Annotated in this window: 29 protein-coding genes; 18 read left to right on the forward strand and 11 right to left on the reverse strand. The window is 74.1% G+C overall.

The genetic code is table 11. From position 1 onward, the window contains the following. The first annotated feature begins 164 nt into the window (after positions 1-164). Complete coding sequence (locus ABIC30_RS01245; protein WP_020090974.1) at positions 165-749, forward strand: YgjV family protein; 585 nt, start codon at positions 165-167, stop codon at positions 747-749. Between the two features lie 103 nt (positions 750-852). Next, on the forward strand, positions 853-1593 hold the full coding sequence (locus ABIC30_RS01250; RefSeq protein WP_020090975.1) for a DUF4336 domain-containing protein: 741 nt from the start codon (positions 853-855) through the stop codon (positions 1591-1593). Positions 1594-1635: 42 nt separating this feature from the next. Here the strand turns inward: ABIC30_RS01250 and ABIC30_RS01255 are convergent, their stop codons facing one another. Continuing rightward, positions 1636-1881: a hypothetical protein gene (locus ABIC30_RS01255; protein ID WP_020090976.1), complete on the reverse strand. Its 246-nt coding sequence runs from the start codon at positions 1879-1881 to the stop codon at positions 1636-1638. Positions 1882-2089: 208 nt separating this feature from the next. Here ABIC30_RS01255 and ABIC30_RS01260 point away from each other — a divergent pair, with 208 nt between their 5' ends. Beyond that, complete coding sequence (locus tag ABIC30_RS01260; RefSeq protein ID WP_020090977.1) at positions 2090-2494, forward strand: hypothetical protein; 405 nt, start codon at positions 2090-2092, stop codon at positions 2492-2494. Positions 2495-2552: 58 nt separating this feature from the next. Here ABIC30_RS01260 and ABIC30_RS01265 read toward each other — a convergent pair whose 3' ends face one another. The 3 genes from ABIC30_RS01265 to ABIC30_RS01275 form a co-directional block, all read right to left on the reverse strand. Next, the gene (locus ABIC30_RS01265) at positions 2553-2858 is read right to left on the reverse strand and encodes a hypothetical protein (RefSeq protein ID WP_020090978.1); all 306 of its coding nucleotides are present in this window, start codon (positions 2856-2858) and stop codon (positions 2553-2555) included. Positions 2859-2923: 65 nt separating this feature from the next. Then, complete coding sequence (locus tag ABIC30_RS01270) at positions 2924-3124, reverse strand: hypothetical protein (RefSeq protein ID WP_020090979.1); 201 nt, start codon at positions 3122-3124, stop codon at positions 2924-2926. Between the two features lie 21 nt (positions 3125-3145). Continuing rightward, the gene (locus ABIC30_RS01275; protein ID WP_020090980.1) at positions 3146-3535 is read right to left on the reverse strand and encodes a hypothetical protein; all 390 of its coding nucleotides are present in this window, start codon (positions 3533-3535) and stop codon (positions 3146-3148) included. 217 nt (positions 3536-3752) lie between these two features. On the opposite strand from ABIC30_RS01275, the gene ABIC30_RS01280 reads away from it, so the two are divergent. Further along, positions 3753-4016, forward strand: coding sequence for a hypothetical protein (locus ABIC30_RS01280; RefSeq protein WP_026604594.1), 264 nt, complete (start codon positions 3753-3755; stop codon positions 4014-4016). Positions 4017-4184: 168 nt separating this feature from the next. After that, positions 4185-4373 carry a hypothetical protein gene (locus ABIC30_RS01285; RefSeq protein ID WP_020090982.1) on the forward strand — a complete coding sequence of 63 codons (189 nt, stop codon included), beginning with the start codon at positions 4185-4187 and terminating at the stop codon, positions 4371-4373. 15 nt (positions 4374-4388) lie between these two features. Here ABIC30_RS01285 and ABIC30_RS01290 read toward each other — a convergent pair whose 3' ends face one another. Continuing rightward, positions 4389-4634, reverse strand: a complete 246-nt coding sequence (locus ABIC30_RS01290) for a hypothetical protein (RefSeq protein ID WP_181049133.1) — start codon at positions 4632-4634, stop codon at positions 4389-4391. Positions 4635-4788: 154 nt separating this feature from the next. Here ABIC30_RS01290 and ABIC30_RS01295 point away from each other — a divergent pair, with 154 nt between their 5' ends. Continuing rightward, positions 4789-4956 carry a hypothetical protein gene (locus tag ABIC30_RS01295; protein WP_354453695.1) on the forward strand — a complete coding sequence of 56 codons (168 nt, stop codon included), beginning with the start codon at positions 4789-4791 and terminating at the stop codon, positions 4954-4956. Positions 4957-4999: 43 nt separating this feature from the next. Here ABIC30_RS01295 and ABIC30_RS01300 read toward each other — a convergent pair whose 3' ends face one another. Together ABIC30_RS01300 and ABIC30_RS01305 are read right to left on the reverse strand one after the other, a co-directional pair. Then, the gene (locus tag ABIC30_RS01300) at positions 5000-5329 is read right to left on the reverse strand and encodes a hypothetical protein (protein ID WP_244491794.1); all 330 of its coding nucleotides are present in this window, start codon (positions 5327-5329) and stop codon (positions 5000-5002) included. A gap of 95 nt (positions 5330-5424) precedes the next feature. Further along, a complete protein-coding gene (locus tag ABIC30_RS01305; protein WP_020090986.1) occupies positions 5425-6183 on the reverse strand; it encodes a CDP-diacylglycerol diphosphatase in 759 nt (252 codons plus the stop codon). A 96-nt stretch (positions 6184-6279) separates the two neighbouring features. On the opposite strand from ABIC30_RS01305, the gene ABIC30_RS01310 reads away from it, so the two are divergent. The 6 genes from ABIC30_RS01310 (at position 6280) to ABIC30_RS01335 (ending at position 11383) form a co-directional block, all read left to right on the forward strand. Continuing rightward, on the forward strand, positions 6280-6720 hold the full coding sequence (locus tag ABIC30_RS01310) for a hypothetical protein (protein WP_042671965.1): 441 nt from the start codon (positions 6280-6282) through the stop codon (positions 6718-6720). 134 nt (positions 6721-6854) lie between these two features. Then, positions 6855-7157 carry a hypothetical protein gene (locus ABIC30_RS01315; RefSeq protein WP_020090988.1) on the forward strand — a complete coding sequence of 101 codons (303 nt, stop codon included), beginning with the start codon at positions 6855-6857 and terminating at the stop codon, positions 7155-7157. A 361-nt stretch (positions 7158-7518) separates the two neighbouring features. After that, on the forward strand, positions 7519-8049 hold the full coding sequence (locus tag ABIC30_RS01320; RefSeq protein ID WP_020090989.1) for a Ros/MucR family transcriptional regulator: 531 nt from the start codon (positions 7519-7521) through the stop codon (positions 8047-8049). Positions 8050-8241: 192 nt separating this feature from the next. Further along, positions 8242-8502 carry a hypothetical protein gene (locus ABIC30_RS01325; RefSeq protein WP_020090990.1) on the forward strand — a complete coding sequence of 87 codons (261 nt, stop codon included), beginning with the start codon at positions 8242-8244 and terminating at the stop codon, positions 8500-8502. A gap of 125 nt (positions 8503-8627) precedes the next feature. Then, positions 8628-9686, forward strand: a complete 1059-nt coding sequence (locus ABIC30_RS01330) for a phosphatase PAP2 family protein (protein WP_043712067.1) — start codon at positions 8628-8630, stop codon at positions 9684-9686. Positions 9687-9907: 221 nt separating this feature from the next. Continuing rightward, positions 9908-11383, forward strand: coding sequence for a protein adenylyltransferase SelO (locus tag ABIC30_RS01335; RefSeq protein ID WP_020090992.1), 1476 nt, complete (start codon positions 9908-9910; stop codon positions 11381-11383). A 16-nt stretch (positions 11384-11399) separates the two neighbouring features. Here ABIC30_RS01335 and ABIC30_RS01340 read toward each other — a convergent pair whose 3' ends face one another. Then, positions 11400-11615, reverse strand: a complete 216-nt coding sequence (locus ABIC30_RS01340; protein ID WP_026604595.1) for a hypothetical protein — start codon at positions 11613-11615, stop codon at positions 11400-11402. 442 nt (positions 11616-12057) lie between these two features. Between ABIC30_RS01340 and osmF the strand changes: the two genes are divergently transcribed. The 6 genes from osmF (at position 12058) to ABIC30_RS01370 (ending at position 17137) form a co-directional block, all read left to right on the forward strand. Further along, complete coding sequence (gene osmF, locus ABIC30_RS01345; RefSeq protein ID WP_020090994.1) at positions 12058-12990, forward strand: glycine betaine ABC transporter substrate-binding protein OsmF; 933 nt, start codon at positions 12058-12060, stop codon at positions 12988-12990. 207 nt (positions 12991-13197) lie between these two features. Beyond that, positions 13198-14388 carry an ABC transporter permease gene (locus tag ABIC30_RS01350; RefSeq protein ID WP_103984617.1) on the forward strand — a complete coding sequence of 397 codons (1191 nt, stop codon included), beginning with the start codon at positions 13198-13200 and terminating at the stop codon, positions 14386-14388. Continuing rightward, complete coding sequence (locus tag ABIC30_RS01355) at positions 14385-15317, forward strand: ABC transporter ATP-binding protein (RefSeq protein ID WP_020090996.1); 933 nt, start codon at positions 14385-14387, stop codon at positions 15315-15317. The genes ABIC30_RS01350 and ABIC30_RS01355 overlap by 4 nt, the downstream gene beginning before the upstream one ends. Continuing rightward, a complete protein-coding gene (locus ABIC30_RS01360; protein ID WP_020090997.1) occupies positions 15314-16057 on the forward strand; it encodes an ABC transporter permease in 744 nt (247 codons plus the stop codon). Before ABIC30_RS01355 ends, ABIC30_RS01360 begins: the two co-directional genes overlap by 4 nt. Before the next feature lie 257 nt (positions 16058-16314). Continuing rightward, positions 16315-16533: a hypothetical protein gene (locus ABIC30_RS01365; RefSeq protein ID WP_020090998.1), complete on the forward strand. Its 219-nt coding sequence runs from the start codon at positions 16315-16317 to the stop codon at positions 16531-16533. Between the two features lie 139 nt (positions 16534-16672). After that, entirely contained in the window at positions 16673-17137 is a 465-nt protein-coding gene (locus ABIC30_RS01370; protein ID WP_020090999.1) for a hypothetical protein, read from the forward strand. A gap of 16 nt (positions 17138-17153) precedes the next feature. Here the strand turns inward: ABIC30_RS01370 and ABIC30_RS01375 are convergent, their stop codons facing one another. The 3 genes from ABIC30_RS01375 to ABIC30_RS01385 all read right to left on the reverse strand — a co-directional run bounded on the left by ABIC30_RS01375 (position 17154) and on the right by ABIC30_RS01385 (position 18217). Then, positions 17154-17465, reverse strand: coding sequence for a hypothetical protein (locus ABIC30_RS01375; RefSeq protein WP_026604598.1), 312 nt, complete (start codon positions 17463-17465; stop codon positions 17154-17156). A gap of 84 nt (positions 17466-17549) precedes the next feature. Next, on the reverse strand, positions 17550-17957 hold the full coding sequence (locus ABIC30_RS01380) for a hypothetical protein (protein ID WP_020091001.1): 408 nt from the start codon (positions 17955-17957) through the stop codon (positions 17550-17552). Further along, on the reverse strand, positions 17957-18217 hold the full coding sequence (locus ABIC30_RS01385) for a hypothetical protein (RefSeq protein WP_042671974.1): 261 nt from the start codon (positions 18215-18217) through the stop codon (positions 17957-17959). The genes ABIC30_RS01380 and ABIC30_RS01385 overlap by 1 nt, the downstream gene beginning before the upstream one ends. Positions 18218-18259: the final 42 nt, after the last annotated feature.

Here is an 18259-nt window from a genome sequence, read left to right on the forward strand (position 1 = left end):
CGACATGTGGGCACGGCTGGTCGCCGCGCGGGACCGCGGTGCGGCGGCGCGGACACGCTCGCCGGGTCGCGATCGTCGCCGGAGGCGGCGTTAACCATCCGATTACCGGGCGATCCTAGCGCGATCGACTGAAACGGCGCCCCCGCGCCGGCCGGTCGCGCACGATGAACGCCGCATCATTCCTGTATTCCTGGTCCGCCGCCGCCGCGACGCACCTCGATCTGTTCGGGTCGCTGGGCCTGATCCTGGGCTTTACTGCGGGGGTGATGCCGCGGCGCGCCTGGATCCTCGCGGCCTCGGCGGCCTGTGCCGCCTGCTTCGGCGCGCATTACCTGACGCTCGGGGCGCTCACCGGGACGGCGATGTGCGCCATCTCGGTGCTGCAGAGCCTCGTCTCCCTCCGCTGCGTCGGCGCGCCCGGCCGGGGCGGCTGGGTGCCGCCGGTCTTCGCCGCGAGCACCCTCGCGGCGGCGTGCCTGACGGCGGCCACGTGGAACGGCTGGCCGTCGGCCTGCGCGGCCGCGGGCTCGCTGCTCGCCACCGGCGCGCGGCTCCAGGCGGCGCCGCAGGCGATGCGCCAGCTCTTCCTCGGCGCCTCCCTGTGCTGGGCCGGGCACAATCTCCTGGTCGGCTCGGTCTTCGGACTGACCTGCGACGTGCTGACGATCCTCGGTCTCGCGATCGCGCTGCTGCGCGCCGCCCCGGTTCCGCCGATGGAGCCGGTCGCGCCCGACTGCGCGCGGGCGTGAGACGCCCCGGGCCTGCGGCGATGGATCCGGGAAACCCGCCGCGGCCCCGCCGTTGCACGGGAGCGGGCGCGTGACGTCCCGCGGCCGAGGAAGAGAGCGGGATTTGCCGGACGCGACCTATCCACCCCTCGACGTGCTCAAGCCGGTGGCCGAGGGCGTCTGGATCGTCGACAGCGGGCCGCTCCGCGCCCTCGGCATCCCCCTGCCCGTCCGGATGACCGTCGTCCGTCTCGGGGACGGATCGGTCTGGCTGCACTCCCCCACGCGCTACGACGCGGGCCTGCACCGCGCGATCGCCGCGCTCGGACCGATCCGCCACCTGGTCGCGCCCAACATCGCCCACTGGACCTTCCTGAAGGACTGGCAGGCGCAGTGTCCGGAGGCCCTGACCTGGGCAGCCCCCAACCTCCGCGAGCGTCGCCAGGTCCGCCGCGCCGGCCTGCGCGTCGACCGGGTTCTGGAGGATGCGCCGCCGCCCGACTGGGCGGCGGACCTGCGCCAGGTCGTCGTGCCGGGCGGGTTCGGCTTCCGGGAAGTCGCGTTCTTCCACGGCGCGAGCCGCACGCTGATCCTGACCGACCTCGTCCTCAACCTGGAGCCCGCGAAGATGCCGGCGCTGCTGCGTCCGCTCCTGCGCCTCGCCCGCATGACGCCGCCGCACGGCGAGCCGCCGCCCTACCTGCGCCTCGTGATCAGGCTCCGGCGGCGCGACGCCGCGCGGGCGGCCGCGGATCTCGTCGGCTTGGCGCCGGAACGGGTCGTGTTCGCGCACGGACTCTGGTTCGCCGCGGACGGTGCGGCCCGGCTGAGACGCTCGCTCCGCTGGCTCGGGACGCCATCCTGAGGATCGCCCCGAGGATCGCCCCGAGTTTCGCCGTCGCCGCCGTCAGGCCGCGGCGATCAGCTGCCGCATGATCCAGGCCCGGGCCGCCGGAAGGTCCGCGAACAGCGGCGGCGCGAGGGGATCGATCGGGCCGAACCCGGCTTCGAGGAACCACTTCCCGGCATCGGCCCCGTGCTGCGCCGAGAGACGGACCAGGACCGCGACCAGGAACCCGTCGGCGAAGACGAGCTGACTCTCGGCATCGTCGCTGCCGGTCGCGACCTGCACGGCCTGCAGGCTCAGGATCATGCGGCCATCGCCTTCACGACGCGAGCGGGTTGAGGGCGTGCGACCGGAGGCGATCGTCGCACTGCGGCGACGGCGCGGATCTCCGTGCCGGCACACTGATCAATCAGCCCTTCGCCCCGAAGTTCCGGCCTCGCGGCGGTCCGGAACACGGCCGGAACCGCCCGGTTGGCCAACCATGGACCGGTGGCCGCGCGGAGCAGGATCGCAGATGGATGACAGGCAGATGGCCCGCGGGCTGGCTTGGTTCGGGATCGGGCTCGGCCTCGCCGAGACCTTCGCGCCCCGGCGCGTCGCCGCCGCGACTGGCCTCGACGGCCACGAGGGCCTGATCCAGCTCTACGGCCTGCGCGAGATCGCCTCGGGCGCGGCGATCCTGGCTGCCGCCGAGCCGGAGCGGCATCTCGGCCTGCGGGTGGGCGGGGATCTCCTCGATGCCGGCCTGCTGGCGGCCCGCGCCACGCCCTCGAACCCGCGGCGCAACCGCACCCTGGCCGCGGCCCTGGCGGTGGCGCCCGTCGTCATGCTGGATGCCGCCATCTGGCTGAGAGCGCGCGACAGGCGCGGCCCATCTCCGGGCGATCCCGGCCGGAGGTCCGGCGCGATCGCGCGATGACCGTTACAAGGGTGGCGACGGGGGTGGCGACGGGGGTGTGGCGACGGGAGCGGTGCGCTCAGGGCTGTCCGGGCGCGTCCTTCGCCGGGTCTCCCCCAGAATCGTCCGCCTCGCCTTCCGCGGCGGGTTCGGTCCCCTCGATCGCGCGGGCGAGCTCGGTCAGCACCTCCTCCACCATCGGCGGCCAGGGGGCCCTCTCCTCATCCATCAGGCGGGCCGCGCCGACCAGCGCGGAGATCTGCGGCTCGTAGACCGGCCGGCCTACCAGCTGCGCGTAGCGCACGCGCGCCGCGAGCGCCGTGGCCAGGCGCTGAACCTCCGCGATCTTCGCGCTCGGCGCGCCGCTGCCGTCGCCGTTGCCCATCCGTCCACCCCCTCGGGATCCTCACCGATCCTCATAGGCCATGGCCGGGACACAGTCAGGACCGGCTACCAGGCTTCGAGAATCCGGCCGCCGACGAGCGCGACGACGACACCGACGAGCAGCGCCATGCCGATGTCCCGGAGCGGCGCGGTGATCAAGCCGGCCTCGGGAGCCGGCGGCGACACGTAGCGGGTCAGGCTCTCGGGCAGCGCCGGCGCCGGCGGCACGGGGGCCCTCCGCCGAAGGGCCAGGCGGATGCGGTGCATGGGCGTGATCCCCGGACGACCTCAGGCGGTCTCGACCTGGCGGGGCCCGGCGGCCGCCTGGGCCTTCCGCGCGGACGTCTTCGGGCGGACGAAATCGCCGAGGGGCTTGCAGGTCGGCAGGCCGATCACCTCGACCGACCGGGTCGCGGCCTGCGGCGCCGCATGGCGCGGAACGAGAACCTCCGTCCCGTCCGCACTCTCCGTCTGCCCTTCGCCGAGATCCGGCAGCTCGACGCGATGCCCGACCAGGTACGCCTCGATATCGATGAGGCGGTGGCGCAGCCGCCAGATATCGTTCTCGACGCCGTTGATCTGCACGAGGAGGTCGGAGACGGTGCCCTGACGCGCCGCGATCGCCGAGAGCACAGAGGCCCGCTCGTTCAGCAGCACGGCCTTGACGGTCGGGTTCATGACGTACGCCTCCGAATGTTACAGCACCACGATTCCCCAATTCGGAAGCGAAGACAGTTCTCAAAATGGCTTAGCCGTTACGCCCGAAGGTGAACGGCCGCATTCAGCCGCCGAACGACTCGCGCCGGGGTGCCGATCGCGCGCGAAGGCGGGAACTTCTCGCGCGCGCGTGCGTCAGTTTCGCACAGACCGACGCACGCAGTGCTGGGAGCTTCACATGCGCAGATCCGCGACTCTCGCCATGGCCGCCGCCCTGACCCTGGCCTCCGTCACCGCCTGGGCTGACCCGGTGAGCCAGACGGGCACCGGCGGCGGGCCCGCCACCACCGCCAAGGCGCCCCATACCGCCGCGACCGGCCAGACGGTGCCCAATCCCGGCGCCCTCGGCCCGAACGAGACCGGCAGCATCGAGCGCCGCGACGCCGTCGAGGAGCGCAACGACGCGATCACCCGCGGCATCTGCATCGGCTGCAACCGCTGATAGCGGCGGGCCGGCGGCTGCAGGGCGTCGGCAACACCGCGCGCCTACGGCGTCCCGGCCATGACCGCGATTCATGGCCGGGGTGCGGTGGCCGCGGCCGGGGGTTGAAGCCCCGGCCGCCCTGGCCCAAATCAGCGCGCCTCACCGACCATGAACAGGAGTGAACACGTGGCAAACGAGTCTGTCGAACAGGCGGCAGAGAAGACCTATTTCGGCCTGACCCTCTCGCAGCACGCGGACCGGATCCGGAAGCTCGCGACGGAGCGGGGCCTGACCGGGGAGACGTTCGACCGCGTGACCGCGCAGGCCGTGGCGATGATCCCGACCATCAAGGTGACCGACGCCGCCCAGCGGTGAGCCGGGCCGGGCCGATCATCGCTCGGCCCGCAGCCCCTTGAGCATGCGCCGGGCGATGGTCCGCACGGCCTCATCGTCCCGCGCCTCGCCCTCGACCGTATCCCACAGGTGGACGAGACTGCCCTCGAGTTCGTCCAGCAGCTCCGGGTTCTGCCGCGCCAGGAACCGCATCGTCCCGAACAGAAGGTGCTCGGTCGCCATCTCGCGCCGGCGCGCCTCGGTGACGAGATCCGGGTGCGGCTTGGATGTCTGATCGCTCATGGCCGGCCAACGGTCCGCGCGGGCCGCGGTTCGCCGGGCCGTGCGCGGTGCGACGCCGCGGACGGCACCGAGCCTCGACGACGCACGCGACCGGGAACAGCGCCGGACCGACACGGTTTGCCGGTCAGGAACGAGCGTCCGGAGAGGGCTGACGATGGCCGAGGCGGATCCGCGCAAACCCGGGGACGAGGCCCCGCCCGGCACGCCGGGCACCGGCGAGAACCTGTGCCGGACCTGTGGCGGCACCGGCAAGGTCGCCGACGCGCAGCGCTCCGATTGCCGGGGCAGCGGCACGGTGACGACCGGCATCGGCGGCGCCTGACGCCGTATTACCCGGCACGATCGGCGCGGAGACCGCGACGCGCTCAGCGCCGCAGCGCGCCGAGCCACGCGGTGAGCGGCTCCACGAACGCCGCCCAGGTCCGTGACCACACCGTGCCGGTGCGGGCGTCCGCCGGGCGCGCGCCGGACATCAGGGCCGCCACCAGGGCATCCTCGCGGGCCTTGCACTCGTCGAGGGCGTTGCGCTCGTCGCCGGCGCGGCTCTGCCCCGTCGGCTGATGCCCCGTGGCGTCCCGCAGGCAGCGGTGCCACGCGCGCTCCAGCTCGGCCGGATCGGTGGCTCCGGCGGCCGGCCCCGCAACCGCAGGTCCGGTGGTCAGGAGGAGCATCGCGGACAAGCTGAGCACCGGCATGCGCATGCTCGCTCTATGCCCGATTCGTGCCCCCGAGAGATAGAACGTAGCAGCAACAGTGGCCACGGCTCGGCACGGCTGGGCTCGGCCGCCGGTCAGCCGGCCCGGCCGTGCCTGGCCACCCGGCAGCCGTGATCCATCAGGTATTCGGCACTGGCCTCAGGCTCCCGATAGGCGAGCAGGATCATCCCGCCCCGCGGATCCCCGGGATCGGCCTCCACCGCCGCGAAGCTCGCGTCGTGCAGGTGGCCCTGCCAGCCCGGCACGCGGGCCAGAGCGGCGAACGGGTTGAACGCCGCGACCGCGTCCGCCGGGACCCGCATGGCGAGGTAGGACACCTCCGCCAGCGGCACCGGGAACGGGGCCCAGCTGTCGCCGACGGCGTCGCCGTGGGCCTTCAGGGCCGCCGTGACGCTCCGGCGCATACAGTCGAGGTGGATGTGCAGCTGATCCTGGCTGCGGCCGCCCACGGAATTCACCTCCAGGCCTACCGCGGAGGGCGGCAGGCGGCCCTGCAGCGCGTCCGACACGTAGTGCCGGGCCGCGAGCGCCGCCCGCCAGTAGGCCGCTCCCAGCGGTCCCTGGAGCACGGGCGCCTCGATGCCCGAGACGCTGTCGGTGGGCATCACCACCGTGTGGGTGGGCTGGCCCGGCGCCCGCAGCACCGCCGTTCCCGGGCGCGCCGCGTCGCCGAGATCGACCGCGAGGCAGGGAAAGCTCCGGCCCGCGGCCTTCTTGGCGAGCACGCAGCCCTGCAGCGCCACCCAGAGCACGTCCCGCACCGGATTGGCCGCGATGGCGGCCGGCATCACCGAGAAGGCGAGAAGGGTCGCGACGACCAGAGTACCACGCATGATCAGATGTTCCGGTCCCCGCCCGACGTTATGATACGTCGGGCGGCGCGCCATCGTTGTACGCGGCCGCCGTCGCCGCGAGGTTACGTTTCCGCGATGCTGAGATCGAACGCGCAGTGGCACGGCCTGATACGGGTCGCGGCCTGGATCCTGGTGGTGCTGATCGCCGCGATCACGCTGGTGCCGATCGGCCTCCGCCCGGTGGTCACGGCCAATCCCAGCTACGAGCGCGTCGCGGCCTACGCTCTGGCCGGGCTGCTCATGACGGTGGCCTACCCGCGGCACTGGCTCTGGATCCTGGCGGGCAGCGTCGTCCTGGCCGGCGGCCTGGAAGCCGGCCAGACCCTCACCGGGACCCGCCACGGCCGGTTCGACGACTTCCTGATCAAGGCCGCCGCCGGGCTCGTCGGCGCCCTGGCGGGCCGCCCGCTCGCGATCCTGGCCGACCGCGCCCTCGCCGGCGGCACCGCGGCCGGCACCACCCTGGCCGGCCGCGATCTGGGCGACCGCGATCTGGGCGACCGCACCTGCGGCTGAGCCGTGTCCGCCGTCGCGCCCATGCCGCCGGCGCATGGCCGCGGCGCCGGTCCGGTGCCGGACGACGGGCCGCGCGCGGAAACCGCCGAGCTTGACCCGCGTTGCTTTGAAGGGGCTCTCACGCGAGGTGCTGCATGTTCGGCGCGGCCAAGCTCACGGGACGGTTCTGGTTCCGCAAGACGTGGACGGGCAAGCTGGTCCTGCTCGTCGAGGAAGAGAGGCCGCGGTGGTTCAGCCGCACCGGCCTCACCAAGCTCCGCTGGCGCGACGCCCGCCTGCTCGACTTGGCCGAGGCGCCGATGCGCACCCTGATGACCCTCGAGCGCAGCTACCGCGCCGACTACGCGGCCGGGCCCGCGCGGGTCCTGCAGGCCGTCATCCCGCCCGGGACGCGGGGCGCGATCGCCACGCCGATCGGGACCGCGGCCAACGCCTGAGCGTCGCCGCGGCGCGAGGGCGCGGGCCGAGCATGGAGGGGCAGGGCTCGGCCCGCCTGTCGTTCGGCTTCTTACCCCCAAAGCCGGAGCGACCCTGTCAGTGACCACGGTCAGGGTTAACGCTTTGTGAAGAGCCCCGCCCGGTCCGGCTGGTCGGCTGCGGCCGAAGGCGCCCGAGGATCCGGCAGTCGGGGTGCCGGCGGGCGAAAGATCCGGCGCGAAATGCGCCACTGATCTATGTTGGTATTCGCCACTCCATTCGGTAGATAACAGGCATAATGGGTTATCTTCGTGCAGATAAGGACTTGACTGCCGAGAAGCGAATGCACGTTCATGGATCACTCACACGTGAGAGGCGCCCATGGAAGATAGCAATCCTGCACCGCATCAGGACCCGATCGATTTCGTCGAGCTGACCGCCGACATTGTTTCGGCTTATGTCGCCAACAACTCCGTTCCGGTTCCCGACCTCCCGTCGCTGCTGTCCGGCGTCCACGCCGCGCTGGCCGGTCTCGGGCACGCGACGGTCACGTCGGAGCCCGAATTCAAGAAGGCGACGCCCGCGCAGATCAAGAAGTCGATCACGCCCGACGCCCTGATCAGCTTCATCGACGGCAAGCCGTACAAGACGCTCAAGCGGCATCTCACCGGCAACGGCATGACGATCGAGCAGTACCGGCAGCGCTACGGGCTGCCGCCGGACTACCCGACGACCGCGTCCAACTACTCGGCGATGCGCGCCGAGTTCGCCCGCAACGCCGGCCTCGGCCACAAGCGCCGCGGCCCGGCCGCCAAGCGGAGCGAGCCCGCGGAGACCGTCGCGGCGGAGGCCGGCGCCGGCACGAAGGCTCCCAAGGGCCGCAAGACCCGGAAGGCCGCCGCGGAGGCGTGAGGCCCCCGGCCGCGTGCACCGGCGCGCACTGCCGGCGCCCCGCGCGCCAGGACCTGAGATGACGGGACCGGGTACGGCCTCGCCGGACCCACCCGTCACCTCCCGGCCGGTCCCGGACCGGCGCGCGTCGGAACGACCCCTGCGGCCAGCCGTTGGGCCGGTTGAACGCCCGACCGCGCGACGGAGCCACGCTTGACCCGATCGATCCCCGCCCTCGTCCTCGCCGCCGCCACGCTGGCCGCCCTTCCGGCCGCGGCCCGGGCGCAGGATCGGCCCGGCCCCGGGGCGGCGCCACCGGCCGAGACCGCGCCGAAGCCGGCGGCCGACACGAAGGACCCGGGCAAGACCGCGACGGAGGCCGTCACGCATCCCTCCGCCGTGCCGCCGACCGAGGGCGCGGTCGGTACCGGCAAGCCACCGGCCACGGGCGACGCCCCGACGACCGGCCGGTAGAGTCCGCCCCCCTCACCCCCAACCCTGTCCGCCCGCCGCCACCCCCGGCCGGCGGCCACATCCCCGTCGCGGCCGAGCCTCGTCCCGGCCGCGCATCGGCCCTGTCGGGCGAGGTGAGCCGGATCATGCGTCCAGACCGGGCCGTTCACGCCGGCCGCGCGCCCATCGTCCGCGCTCGAAACCCGGCACGTCCCTGGTGGCGCCTGCTGCGCCGGCACAGCACCGGCATCGCCGCGCCGGACCCGCGTCTCTGGGCCCTGACCCTGGCGATCGTCGCGGTCGACGCCGTCTGGATGGCCGCGTCCGGCATCGCCGCCGCGCCCCTGGGCTTCGCGCTCGCGGGCCTCGCCGTCCTCGTCCTGCTGAGCGCCGCCTCCTGCCTGAGCACGGTGAAGTCCGACCCGCCCCTGCGCGGCATGGCCCTGGCGAGCGCGTTCCTCATCGCCTTCACGGTGCCGGTGGCGGTCCTGCACTTCCTCGCCGCCGGGATCGGGCTGCCCTTCGTCGATCCCGCGCTGGCCCGCATCGAGGCCGCCCTCGGCTTCGACTGGACCGGTCACGTGGCGTTCCTGGCGCGGCACCCGACGCTGTCGTGGTGGCTGGCGCTCGCCTACCATTCCAGCGGCCCGCAGGTCGGGCTCGTGGTGATCGCGCTGAGCGCGACCCGCCGCCTCGGCCGGCTCTGGACCTACATCCGGCTGTTTTCCGCGACGCTGCTGTGCGTGATCGTCCTCGCCGCCCTGCTGCCGGCCCTCGGCCCCTACGCCCACTACGCCCCGCGGGTCGTCCCGTCCGAGCCCCTGGAGACGGTCGGCGCGCTCTGGCACCTTGAGCCGGTGGCGCGGCTGCGGGCCGGCACCCTGCACACGCTGGCGCTCGGCGACCTGCGCGGCCTCGCGACCTTCCCGTCCTTCCACGTGTGCCTCGCGATCCTCACGGCCTGGGCGCTGGCGCCGATGCCGCTCCTTGGCCCCCTGGCCGTCCTGCTGAACGCCGCCGTGATCGTCGCGACCGTCGGGTCGGGCGGTCATTACCTGCCGGACGTGCTGGCGGGCGGTCTCCTGGCCCTCGCGGCCCTGGCCTGCCGCGCCCGGCGGCGCGGGTCGACGGCCGATCCCGCCGCGCGCGATCCCACCACCCGGAGGATCGAGGCGCTCGAAGCGATCCGGCCCGCCGACGCCTGAGAACGGGTCGGGCCGCGAACATCCCCGCGCCCGGCGGATGGGCCAGGGGGCGGGGAAGGCGCGACGATGACCCGGACCCGGTGGACGATCCGCGGTTCCGTCGCCGCCGCGCGGCTCCGGTCGATGTCCGAGAGGCCCACGGGCGCCGACGGCACCGCCCGGATCCCGCGGCCCCGACGGCCCCGCTTGCCCCCCGACCCCGCGCTCCATAGATCCCGACGATGACGGCACTCCCCTTCGACAACAGCTACGCCCGCCTGCCGGAGCGCTTCTACGCCCGCCGGCCGCCGACGCCCGTGGCGGCGCCGCGCCTCGTCCGGCTGAACCGTGCGCTCGCCGAGGAGCTCGGTCTCGATCCGGACTGGCTCGCCGGCCCGGACGGCGTCGCGGCGCTCGCGGGGAACGCGGTCCCGGACGGCGCTGACCCGATCGCCGCGGCCTATGCCGGGCACCAGTTCGGCCAGTTCGTGCCCCAGCTCGGCGACGGCCGCGCGGTCCTGCTCGGCGAGGTCGTCGACCGGAACGGGCGCCGCCGCGACATCCAGCTGAAGGGCGCGGGCCCGACGCCGTTCTCCCGGCGGGGCGACGGGCGGGCAGCGCTCGGCCCGGTCCTGCGCGAGTACCTCGTCAGCGAGGCCATGGCGGCGCTCGGCATCCCGACCACCCGGGCCCTCGCCGCCGTGACGACCGGCGAGCCGGTGGTGCGCGAGACGCTCCTGCCGGGCGCGGTCCTCACGCGCGTGGCGGCGAGCCACATCCGGGTCGGCACCTTCCAGTTCTTCGCGGCGCGGGGCGACGTCGAGGGCCTGCGGGCGCTCTCCGACCACGTCGTCGCCCGGCACCATCCGGACGCGGCCGGGGCCGGCAATCCCTACCGGGCGCTGCTGGAGGGCGTCGTCGCGGCCCAGGCGGCCCTCGTCGCCCGCTGGTTGCACGTCGGCTTCGTCCACGGGGTGATGAACACCGACAACATGTCGGTCGCGGGCGAGACGATCGATTACGGGCCCTGCGCGTTCCTCGACGCCTACGATCCCCGGACGGTCTACAGCTCCATCGACCGCAACGGCCGCTACGCCTACGGCCAGCAGCCGCGGATCGCGCTTTGGAACCTGACCCGCCTCGCCGAGACCCTGCTGCCGCTCCTCGCCGAGGGCGAGGACGCCGCCGTCGCCGAGGCCGAAGCGGCGCTGGCCACCTTCGCGCCGCGCTTCGAGGCGGCCTATCACGGCGGCCTCGCCCGCAAGCTCGGCCTCGCCGAGACCCGCGACGGCGACGCCGAGCTGGCGGGCGACCTCCTCAAGGGCATGGCCGAGAACCAGGCCGACTTCACCCTGACGTTCCGCCGGCTCTGCGACGCGGCGGCGCGGCCTGAGGCCGACGCCGCCGTGCGCGACCTGTTCGTCGACCCGACGCGCTACGATGCCTGGGCGGCCGCGTGGCGCGCGCGGCTGGCGCAGGAGGCACGCGACCCGGTCGAGACCGCCGCCGCGATGCGCCGGGAGAACCCGGCCTTCATCCCGCGCAACCACCGGGTCGAGGCGATGATCGAGGCCGCCGTGGAGCGGGACGACTTCGCGCCGTTCGCGACGCTCCTCGCCGTCCTGGCCCGCCCCTACGACGACCAGCCGGACCACGCCGCCTTCGCGGAGGCGCCCGCGGGCGGCGGCGTCGGCTACCGGACCTTCTGCGGCACCTGAGCCCGCGCGCCGCCGGTCAGGACCGCGGCCACGTGAAGATCTCGCGCAGCCCGCCCGCGTGGCGAAACCAGTGGACGCGGGTCGCTGGATTGAAACCGTGATCCTGGTACGAAGTGGCGATCACCGACACGAGAGTCTCGGCCGCCGAGCGGTCGCGAATGTCGTAGGCCAGAAGTTTGGGAGTACCGTCGGTCTCGCGGGTGAGATCGCGAACCAGAATCGAATACGACATATCCCCCCTCCTTTCGACACAAAGCATGTACTCAAGATTATATCGTCAAAGCCAGGATCGTTCGCGGAAGGATCGTGTAAAGGTTAAACAACGTTAACGGGAATGTGTTGATTTGATACGGCCCCGGTTGGACTCGCCGGGCGCGCAGGTCTTCGCGGGGGTCGCGCGGCCCGCGACGCCGGATCGGTCCGGTGCGGGAGACGCGGCTGTCGACCGGGTTCGGGCACCGAATCACGCCGCGGCGCCGGCCCGAGAGCCGTGCCCAATCGTGTCGCAGCGGTCTCGACGGACGACGATTCGGGCGGAGTCAGTCGCGCCATTCCCCTCTCCCGTGCGGCACAGGCTCGGTGCGCCTCCGCCTCAACTTGACCGGGACCGGCCCTAGATGTCGGAAAGCGGGCGCCCGACCGGACCGACGGGGCGCAGGGCAGAGCCGGAGGCCATGGTGAAGCGGATCCGGGCGGGGCTCGTCGCGGCAGGGCTCGCGCTGCTGACAGCCCAGTGCGCGCCCACGCCCGGCGCGCCGGCGGCCGGGATCGTCGTCGCCTCCAAGCTCGACACGGAGGGCGGGGTGCTCGGGAACATCATCCTGCAGGCGCTCCAGGCCCGAGGCCTGCCGACCGTCGACAAGATCCAGCTCGGCGCCACCGCGATCGTCCGCCAGGCCCTGATCGAGGGGCAGATCGACATCTATCCCGAATACACCGGCAACGCGGCGTTCTTCTTCGGGAAGGCCGATCTCCCGGTCTGGAAGGACCCGGAGGCGGCCTACCGCACGGCCCGGGACCTGGATCGCGCGGCCAACGACCTCGTCTGGCTGACGCCCGCCTCGGCCAACAACACCTGGGCGATCGCGGTGCGCGAGGAGGTCGCGCGGGCCGCGGGCCTGAGGACCATGAGCGACTTCGGCCGCTACGTGGCGGGCGGCGGCGCGATCAAGCTCGCCGCCTCGTCGGAATTCGTGACCAGCCCGGGGGCGCTGCCGGCCTTCGGCCGGGCCTACGGCTTCACCCTCCGGCCGGACCAGCTCGTCATCCTGGCCGGCGGCGACACGGCCGCGACGATCGCGGCGGCGGCGCGGGGCACCTCCGGCACGAACGCCGCCATGGTGTTCGGCACCGACGGCAGCATGGCGGTCGCGCGCCTCGTCATGCTGGACGACGACAAGGGCGTCCAGCCAGTCTACCAGCCGGCGCCGGTGGTCCGCGGCGCGGTCCTCAAGGCCCATCCGGAGATCGCCGCGGTGCTGGACCCGATCTTCCGCAAGCTCGATCTGGCCACGCTCCGGGATCTCAACGGCCGGGTCCAGATCGGCGGCGAGCCGGCCTCTGCGGTCGCGGCGGACTTCCTCCGGCAAAACGGGTTCGTGCGGTGAGCCGGCCGCGCGGACAGCGCGGCGCGACGCGCCCTCACCGGCGGAGCCGTCCGCGGCCCGCGGGATCCCGCGTCGACAAGCCGGGGCTCCGCCGGCAAGGATGCGCGGCGGGGCGCCCGAGAGCGTCGCGACGCCGGTGACCCGCCTCATGAGACCCGCCGCATTTCCGTCCATCGTCGCGCCCCCGGGCGCCGCCGCAGCGTGAGGATGGGGGAATCCCTCGCGACCGGGCGGTTTCGCCCGGGCGTCGATCCGCTGGGCGCGGCCTTCGCGGCCGTCCTGGCACTGAGCCTGCTCGCCCTGCCGCTGATGACGACCCGGCCGAACCGGATCGCGGCCGGCACCGCGCTGACGGCGTGGTCGGCGCTCCCTCCCGGCGCGGCGCTCCTCCTCGGGGGCGTCGTCGCCCTCGCGCTGCCGCCGCTGGTCCTGCGGTCGGCGCCGATCCTGCGGCTGGCTGCCGCCGCCGCGGTCCTGCTGCTGCTCGGCCTCGCGGCCGGCTGGGCGGCCGATCACCTGACCGCGCCGGGCGACCGGTACGGCCGGGTCTCGCCGGACGCGGGCTGGTGGCTCGCCTCCGGGACGGCGGCCCTCGCGGCCGGCGACGGGCTGGCGCGGCTGCGGCCGGGGCCGGTCCTGCGGATCGCCGCGCTCGCCCTGCTGGTCGCCGCGACGGGGCTCGCCCTGCGCACCGGCTTCTGGGACAACCTCTCGGTCCTGCGGGAATATGCCGGCCGCTCCGACACGTTCGGCCGGGAGCTGCGGACCCACGCCGCCCTCGCCCTCGCATCGGTGGCGGCCGCCGCCCTGGTCGGGATCCCGGCGGCCGTGCTGGCGCGCCCGGTCCAGCCCCTGCGGGCGGGCCTGCTCACGAGCCTCAACGTCGTGCAGACCGTCCCGTCCATGGCGCTGTTCGGCATGCTGATCGCGCCCCTGGCCTGGATCGGCCGGGAGGTGCCGGGCGCGGCCGCCCTCGGCATCGCGGGGATCGGCGCCGCGCCGGCCTTCGTGGCGCTGTTCGCCTACGCGCTCCTGCCCGTGGCCGCCGCGACCGTCGCGGGCCTCGACGCGGTGCCCCGGCCGGTGCGCGACGCCGCCCGGGGCGTCGGCATGACCGCGCGCCAGCGGCTGTTCCAGGTCGACCTGCCCCTCGCCCTGCCGGCGATCCTGACCGGGATCCGGATCGTCCTCGTCCAGAATATCGGCCTCGCGGTGATCGCGGGTCTCGTGGGCGGCGGCGGCCTCGGCGTGTTCGTCTTCCAGGGCATCAGCCAGAACGCGGGCGACCTCGTCCTGCTCGGCGCGCTGCCGACCGTCGCCATGGCGACCGGCGCCGCGGTGCTGCTCGACGCCGTCATCGACCTGAGCCGCGGCCGCGCGGCGGAGCGGATCCCATGATCGACCTCGCCGGGGTGAGCCGCGTCTTCGAGGGGCGCACGGTGGTGGCGGACGTCACCCTGCGGGTCGAGACCGGGACGATCCTGACGGTGGTCGGCACCTCGGGATCGGGCAAGACCACCCTGCTGCGCATGATCAACCGCCTGATCGAGCCGAGCGCCGGGACGATCCGGATCGCGGGCCGGGACGTCCGGGAGGTGCCGCCGCACCTGCTGCGGCGCGGGATCGGCTACGCCATCCAGGGCCACGGGCTGTTCCCCCACCGCACGGTCGCGGAGAACATCGCGGTGGTGCCGAGGCTCGTCGGCTGGGACCGCCGGCGGATCGCCGCGCGGGTCGACGAGCTCCTCGGCCTGTTCAACCTCGATCCGGCGATCTACCGGGACCGCCTGCCGGCGGCGCTCTCCGGCGGCGAGCAGCAGCGGATCGGCGTCGCCCGCGCGCTCGCGGCCGAGCCGCCGATCCTGCTCATGGACGAGCCCTTCGGCGCCCTCGATCCGATCATCCGCGGGCGGGCGCAGGCGGACCTTCTGGCGATCCAGGCGCGCTACGGCACCACGATCGTGCTGGTGACCCACGACATGACCGAGGCCCTGCATCTCGGCGACCGGGTCGCCGTGATGGATGGCGGGCGCCTCGTGCAGGAGGCCGCGCCGGCAGACCTCGTCGGCGCGCCCGCCACCGCCTTCGTCGGCGCCCTCCTCGGCAGCGGCGACCGGGCCTTCCAGCTCATGGCCCTGCGCGCCGTGGACGATCTGATCGAGCCCGGCCCGGCGCCGGGCCCGCCCATCCCGGCCGGGACCACGGTGCGGGCCGCCCTCGCCGAGAGCCTGTGGTCCCGGCGCCCGGCGCTGCCGGTCAGCCGCGACGGCGTCGTCCTGGGCCGGGTGACGCGGGAGGCCCTCGAGGCGCGGGGCGCCCGGCCGTGATCCGCGCCCCGCAGATCGCCCGGGCCGCGCTCCTCGCCCTGCTCGGGGCGTTCCTGGTCGCTCCGGGGTGGTTCGCGCCCCTGTTCCGGCCCTTCGCCCCCGGCGACACGCCGCCGATCTACGCCCAGACGCCGCTGCTGACGCTCGCCGTCAACCACCTCCTGCTCGTCGCCACCGCGACCGTGACCGCGGCCGCGATCGCCCTCGGCCTCGCGGTCGCGGCCACGCGGCCGGCCGGCCGCGACGTGCTGCCCTTCGCCCGGTCGGTGGCCCGAATCGGGCAGACCTTCCCGCCCGTCGCGGTCCTGGCCCTGGCCGTGCCGATCCTCGGGTTCGGCGCGGTCCCGACCCTGATCGCCCTCGTCCTCTACGGGCTCCTGCCGATCTTCGAGACCGCGCTCACCGGGCTCGAGGATCTCGACCCGGCGCTGATGGAGGCCGCCCGCGGCATGGGTCTGACCGACCGGCAGCGACTCGTCCGCGTCGAGCTGCCCCTGGCGCTGCCCATGATCCTGTCGGGGATCCGCCTCGCCGCGATCATCGGGCTGGCGACGGCGACCATCGGCTCCACGGTCGCCGCCAGCACCCTCGGCGAGGTGATCATCTCCGGCCTGCTGACCGGCAACACCGCCTACGTCCTGCAGGGCGGCCTCGTCGTGTCCGCGCTGGCGCTCCTGATCGACGGCGGTTTCCGCCGACTCGAGCGCGGCGCGGCACGCCGGGCTGGATTTCCTTCCTAGAGGCGACTAGAAGGCCAGCGGGGCCGTACGCGCGGCCCTGGGGCGTGGAACCCCCTGTCTGATGGTCGGTGCCGACCACAACGGCACCCGTATCCTTGGCCACACGGTCGGGGAGCCTGCGGCGTATGTCCAGGCGTTCCGGCGCTAAAGGTCGTAGGGACCGTTCAGACACGGTTTTCCAACTCCCCGACTCGGGATGGTCGAAGGCTCGCTCGCGGGGGCGCACCGCGAGCCAGGGCCCGCCGGGAGGATGGGCCATGGGTTCCAGCGATCCCGAGACGCGCAGGCGGCAGCTCGACCGGCTGCGCGCGGCCTACGAGGCCCGCGCGGGCCGGCCGGACCTCACGGCCATCGGCAGCGGTGCGCGGCACTCGCGGGTGCTCCTGGGACGGATCCTCGTGGTGCTCGGCGGCCTGCCGGACGGGGCCGGACTGCCGGCGATCGGTCCGGGCGGGAACGGACGCGCCCAGACGTAGCCGCGCGGGTCGCGGCGCCGGACGGCCGGCGAGACGCGCGGCCGCGGCGGCCTGACCGGCACGGAGGCTGGCGCGAAACCGGATCGACGGATCCGGTGCGACGGGACAGGCGGGTCGACTCGGCGATAAGACGCTGCCCATGACGTCGCCCATGACGCCCGCCGACCGAGACCGGTTCGAGAAGTGCCTCGCGCTCGCCGATCAGGGGGCCACGGCGGGCGAGCGCGCGGCCGCCCGGGCGGCCGCCGAGCGCATCGCCCGGGGTGCCGGGCTGACCCTCGCGGCGGCGGCCGAGGCGCTCCGGCGGAGCGGGCAGGCCTCCGCCGATCGGGCGGCCCGCCCGCCCCCGCCCCGGCGGTCCTATCCCTGGGCGCAACCCAAGGAACCGGTGACACCCGTCACGGTCGAGGAATTGCTGCGCCAGAAGGCCGAGACGGAGGCGTGGCGCAAGCGCAGCGCGGCCGCCGCCGACCGCCGCCGGAAGCGGGAGCGCGCCGACCAGGAGGCCTACGTGGCGGAGCAGCGCGCCCGGCAGGCGGAGCGCGACCGGGACTGGGCGCGCACCCGCGCGGATCCCCCGGGGGCGCCGGAGGACGGGACCTGAGCGCCGGTCGGCCGGCTCAGCGGTGATGCCGCGGCCGCGCGCTCCGGTGCGCCCGCGCCCTGCGGTGCCGCGGCGCGACCCGCGGCGCCGCCGGCGGCTCCGCGGCGGCGACCGGGGGCCCGGGCGCGACGCCGTCACGGGCGGCGACGATCCGGCGGGCTTCCTCGACGCTCATGTCGCAGGCGCTCGTCATGCCCTGCAGGGCGCCCAGGGCGCGGTTGTACTCGGGAAGGTTGATGCATCCGGGGACGCCCCACGCCCAGGCGGGGACCGGCGCGGAACCCGCCACCGCCAGTGCGAGGGCGGCAAGAGCGTTCCTGAGCGACACGGATCCCTCTCCTCTTCACCGAGCCCCGGATCCCACCCCCTGAGGCAGCACGCCCCTCCGGGCGGCGGGTTCACGGACGCCCGATCAGGCCCCGCCGCACATGTGCTGGGAGTCGGGCAAAGTCCAGGAATCCAGCGTGCGCAGGTTGGTCGTCGTGTACATCTTGCCGCGATCGTCGCCCTTGGGGCAGCCCGTCGGCACGAGTACGAGGCAGGTCATGACCCGGTCGCCGACCCGCGACCGCGCGACCGCTTCGACATACGCGTAGGAGACGCCGTAGACGCCGTTCTTGAGATCGACGCTCGTCCCGTCGCCGATCCCGTCGCCCTTCGGCTTCACGAGCGTGTCGCTGAACCGGGTCCCGATCCGCGCGATGGTGGTCGCCGCGCAGGTGCCGACCCGCGTCGGCACCTGCGCCTCGGCGGCGGACGCGAACCCGAGACCGGCGACCACGAGGGCGCCGGCCAGGATCGGTCCGGGGGCAGCCACCATCAGGCGGCTTCGAGGAGGAAGTTGGCCCGGCGGAACATCAATTCGCGCCGGTAGAAGTAGACGCCGCGGTGGCGCATCGCCGCGTGCGCCGCGTCCACGTCGAATCCGTACGGCCTGTCCCGGGTCGTATCGATGCAGCCGACATACATCCATCGGACACCGTCGATGAGCGACGGGATGGGCTGGTCCTGTCGGACGGCGCAGAACTGCTCCTCGTCCGAGGCCGAAACGAAAATGTAGAAGGTCTTCCGCGCGCACATCCGAACCTCCATGGGACTCGGGGGTGTAACCGCAACGCCACG

It is taken from the genome of Methylobacterium sp. 1030 (assembly GCF_040544715.1).
Lineage (GTDB): Bacteria > Pseudomonadota > Alphaproteobacteria > Rhizobiales > Beijerinckiaceae > Methylobacterium.

Bases quoted from the DNA above. Each gene is read 5' to 3' on its own strand.
- ABIC30_RS01265 (WP_020090978.1), bottom strand. From the start codon at position 2,858: ATGGGCAACGGCGACGGCAGCGGCGCGCCGAGCGCGAAGATCGCGGAG.
- ABIC30_RS01380 (WP_020091001.1), bottom strand. From the start codon at position 17,957: ATGGTGGCTGCCCCCGGACCGATCCTGGCCGGCGCCCTCGTGGTCGCC.
- ABIC30_RS01280 (WP_026604594.1), top strand. From the start codon at position 3,753: ATGCGCAGATCCGCGACTCTCGCCATGGCCGCCGCCCTGACCCTGGCC.
- ABIC30_RS01350 (WP_103984617.1), top strand. From the start codon at position 13,198: ATGGGGGAATCCCTCGCGACCGGGCGGTTTCGCCCGGGCGTCGATCCG.
- ABIC30_RS01365 (WP_020090998.1), top strand. From the start codon at position 16,315: ATGGGTTCCAGCGATCCCGAGACGCGCAGGCGGCAGCTCGACCGGCTG.
- ABIC30_RS01340 (WP_026604595.1), bottom strand. From the start codon at position 11,615: ATGTCGTATTCGATTCTGGTTCGCGATCTCACCCGCGAGACCGACGGT.
- ABIC30_RS01290 (WP_181049133.1), bottom strand. From the start codon at position 4,634: ATGAGCGATCAGACATCCAAGCCGCACCCGGATCTCGTCACCGAGGCG.
- ABIC30_RS01385 (WP_042671974.1), bottom strand. From the start codon at position 18,217: ATGTGCGCGCGGAAGACCTTCTACATTTTCGTTTCGGCCTCGGACGAG.
- ABIC30_RS01300 (WP_244491794.1), bottom strand. From the start codon at position 5,329: ATGCCGGTGCTCAGCTTGTCCGCGATGCTCCTCCTGACCACCGGACCT.
- osmF (WP_020090994.1), top strand. From the start codon at position 12,058: ATGGTGAAGCGGATCCGGGCGGGGCTCGTCGCGGCAGGGCTCGCGCTG.
- ABIC30_RS01275 (WP_020090980.1), bottom strand. From the start codon at position 3,535: ATGAACCCGACCGTCAAGGCCGTGCTGCTGAACGAGCGGGCCTCTGTG.
- ABIC30_RS01255 (WP_020090976.1), bottom strand. From the start codon at position 1,881: ATGATCCTGAGCCTGCAGGCCGTGCAGGTCGCGACCGGCAGCGACGAT.
- ABIC30_RS01310 (WP_042671965.1), top strand. From the start codon at position 6,280: ATGCTGAGATCGAACGCGCAGTGGCACGGCCTGATACGGGTCGCGGCC.
- ABIC30_RS01370 (WP_020090999.1), top strand. From the start codon at position 16,673: ATGACGTCGCCCATGACGCCCGCCGACCGAGACCGGTTCGAGAAGTGC.
- ABIC30_RS01330 (WP_043712067.1), top strand. From the start codon at position 8,628: ATGCGTCCAGACCGGGCCGTTCACGCCGGCCGCGCGCCCATCGTCCGC.
- ABIC30_RS01305 (WP_020090986.1), bottom strand. From the start codon at position 6,183: ATGCGTGGTACTCTGGTCGTCGCGACCCTTCTCGCCTTCTCGGTGATG.
- ABIC30_RS01335 (WP_020090992.1), top strand. From the start codon at position 9,908: ATGACGGCACTCCCCTTCGACAACAGCTACGCCCGCCTGCCGGAGCGC.
- ABIC30_RS01355 (WP_020090996.1), top strand. From the start codon at position 14,385: ATGATCGACCTCGCCGGGGTGAGCCGCGTCTTCGAGGGGCGCACGGTG.
- ABIC30_RS01245 (WP_020090974.1), top strand. From the start codon at position 165: ATGAACGCCGCATCATTCCTGTATTCCTGGTCCGCCGCCGCCGCGACG.
- ABIC30_RS01270 (WP_020090979.1), bottom strand. From the start codon at position 3,124: ATGCACCGCATCCGCCTGGCCCTTCGGCGGAGGGCCCCCGTGCCGCCG.
- ABIC30_RS01295 (WP_354453695.1), top strand. From the start codon at position 4,789: ATGGCCGAGGCGGATCCGCGCAAACCCGGGGACGAGGCCCCGCCCGGC.
- ABIC30_RS01320 (WP_020090989.1), top strand. From the start codon at position 7,519: ATGGAAGATAGCAATCCTGCACCGCATCAGGACCCGATCGATTTCGTC.
- ABIC30_RS01315 (WP_020090988.1), top strand. From the start codon at position 6,855: ATGTTCGGCGCGGCCAAGCTCACGGGACGGTTCTGGTTCCGCAAGACG.
- ABIC30_RS01260 (WP_020090977.1), top strand. From the start codon at position 2,090: ATGGATGACAGGCAGATGGCCCGCGGGCTGGCTTGGTTCGGGATCGGG.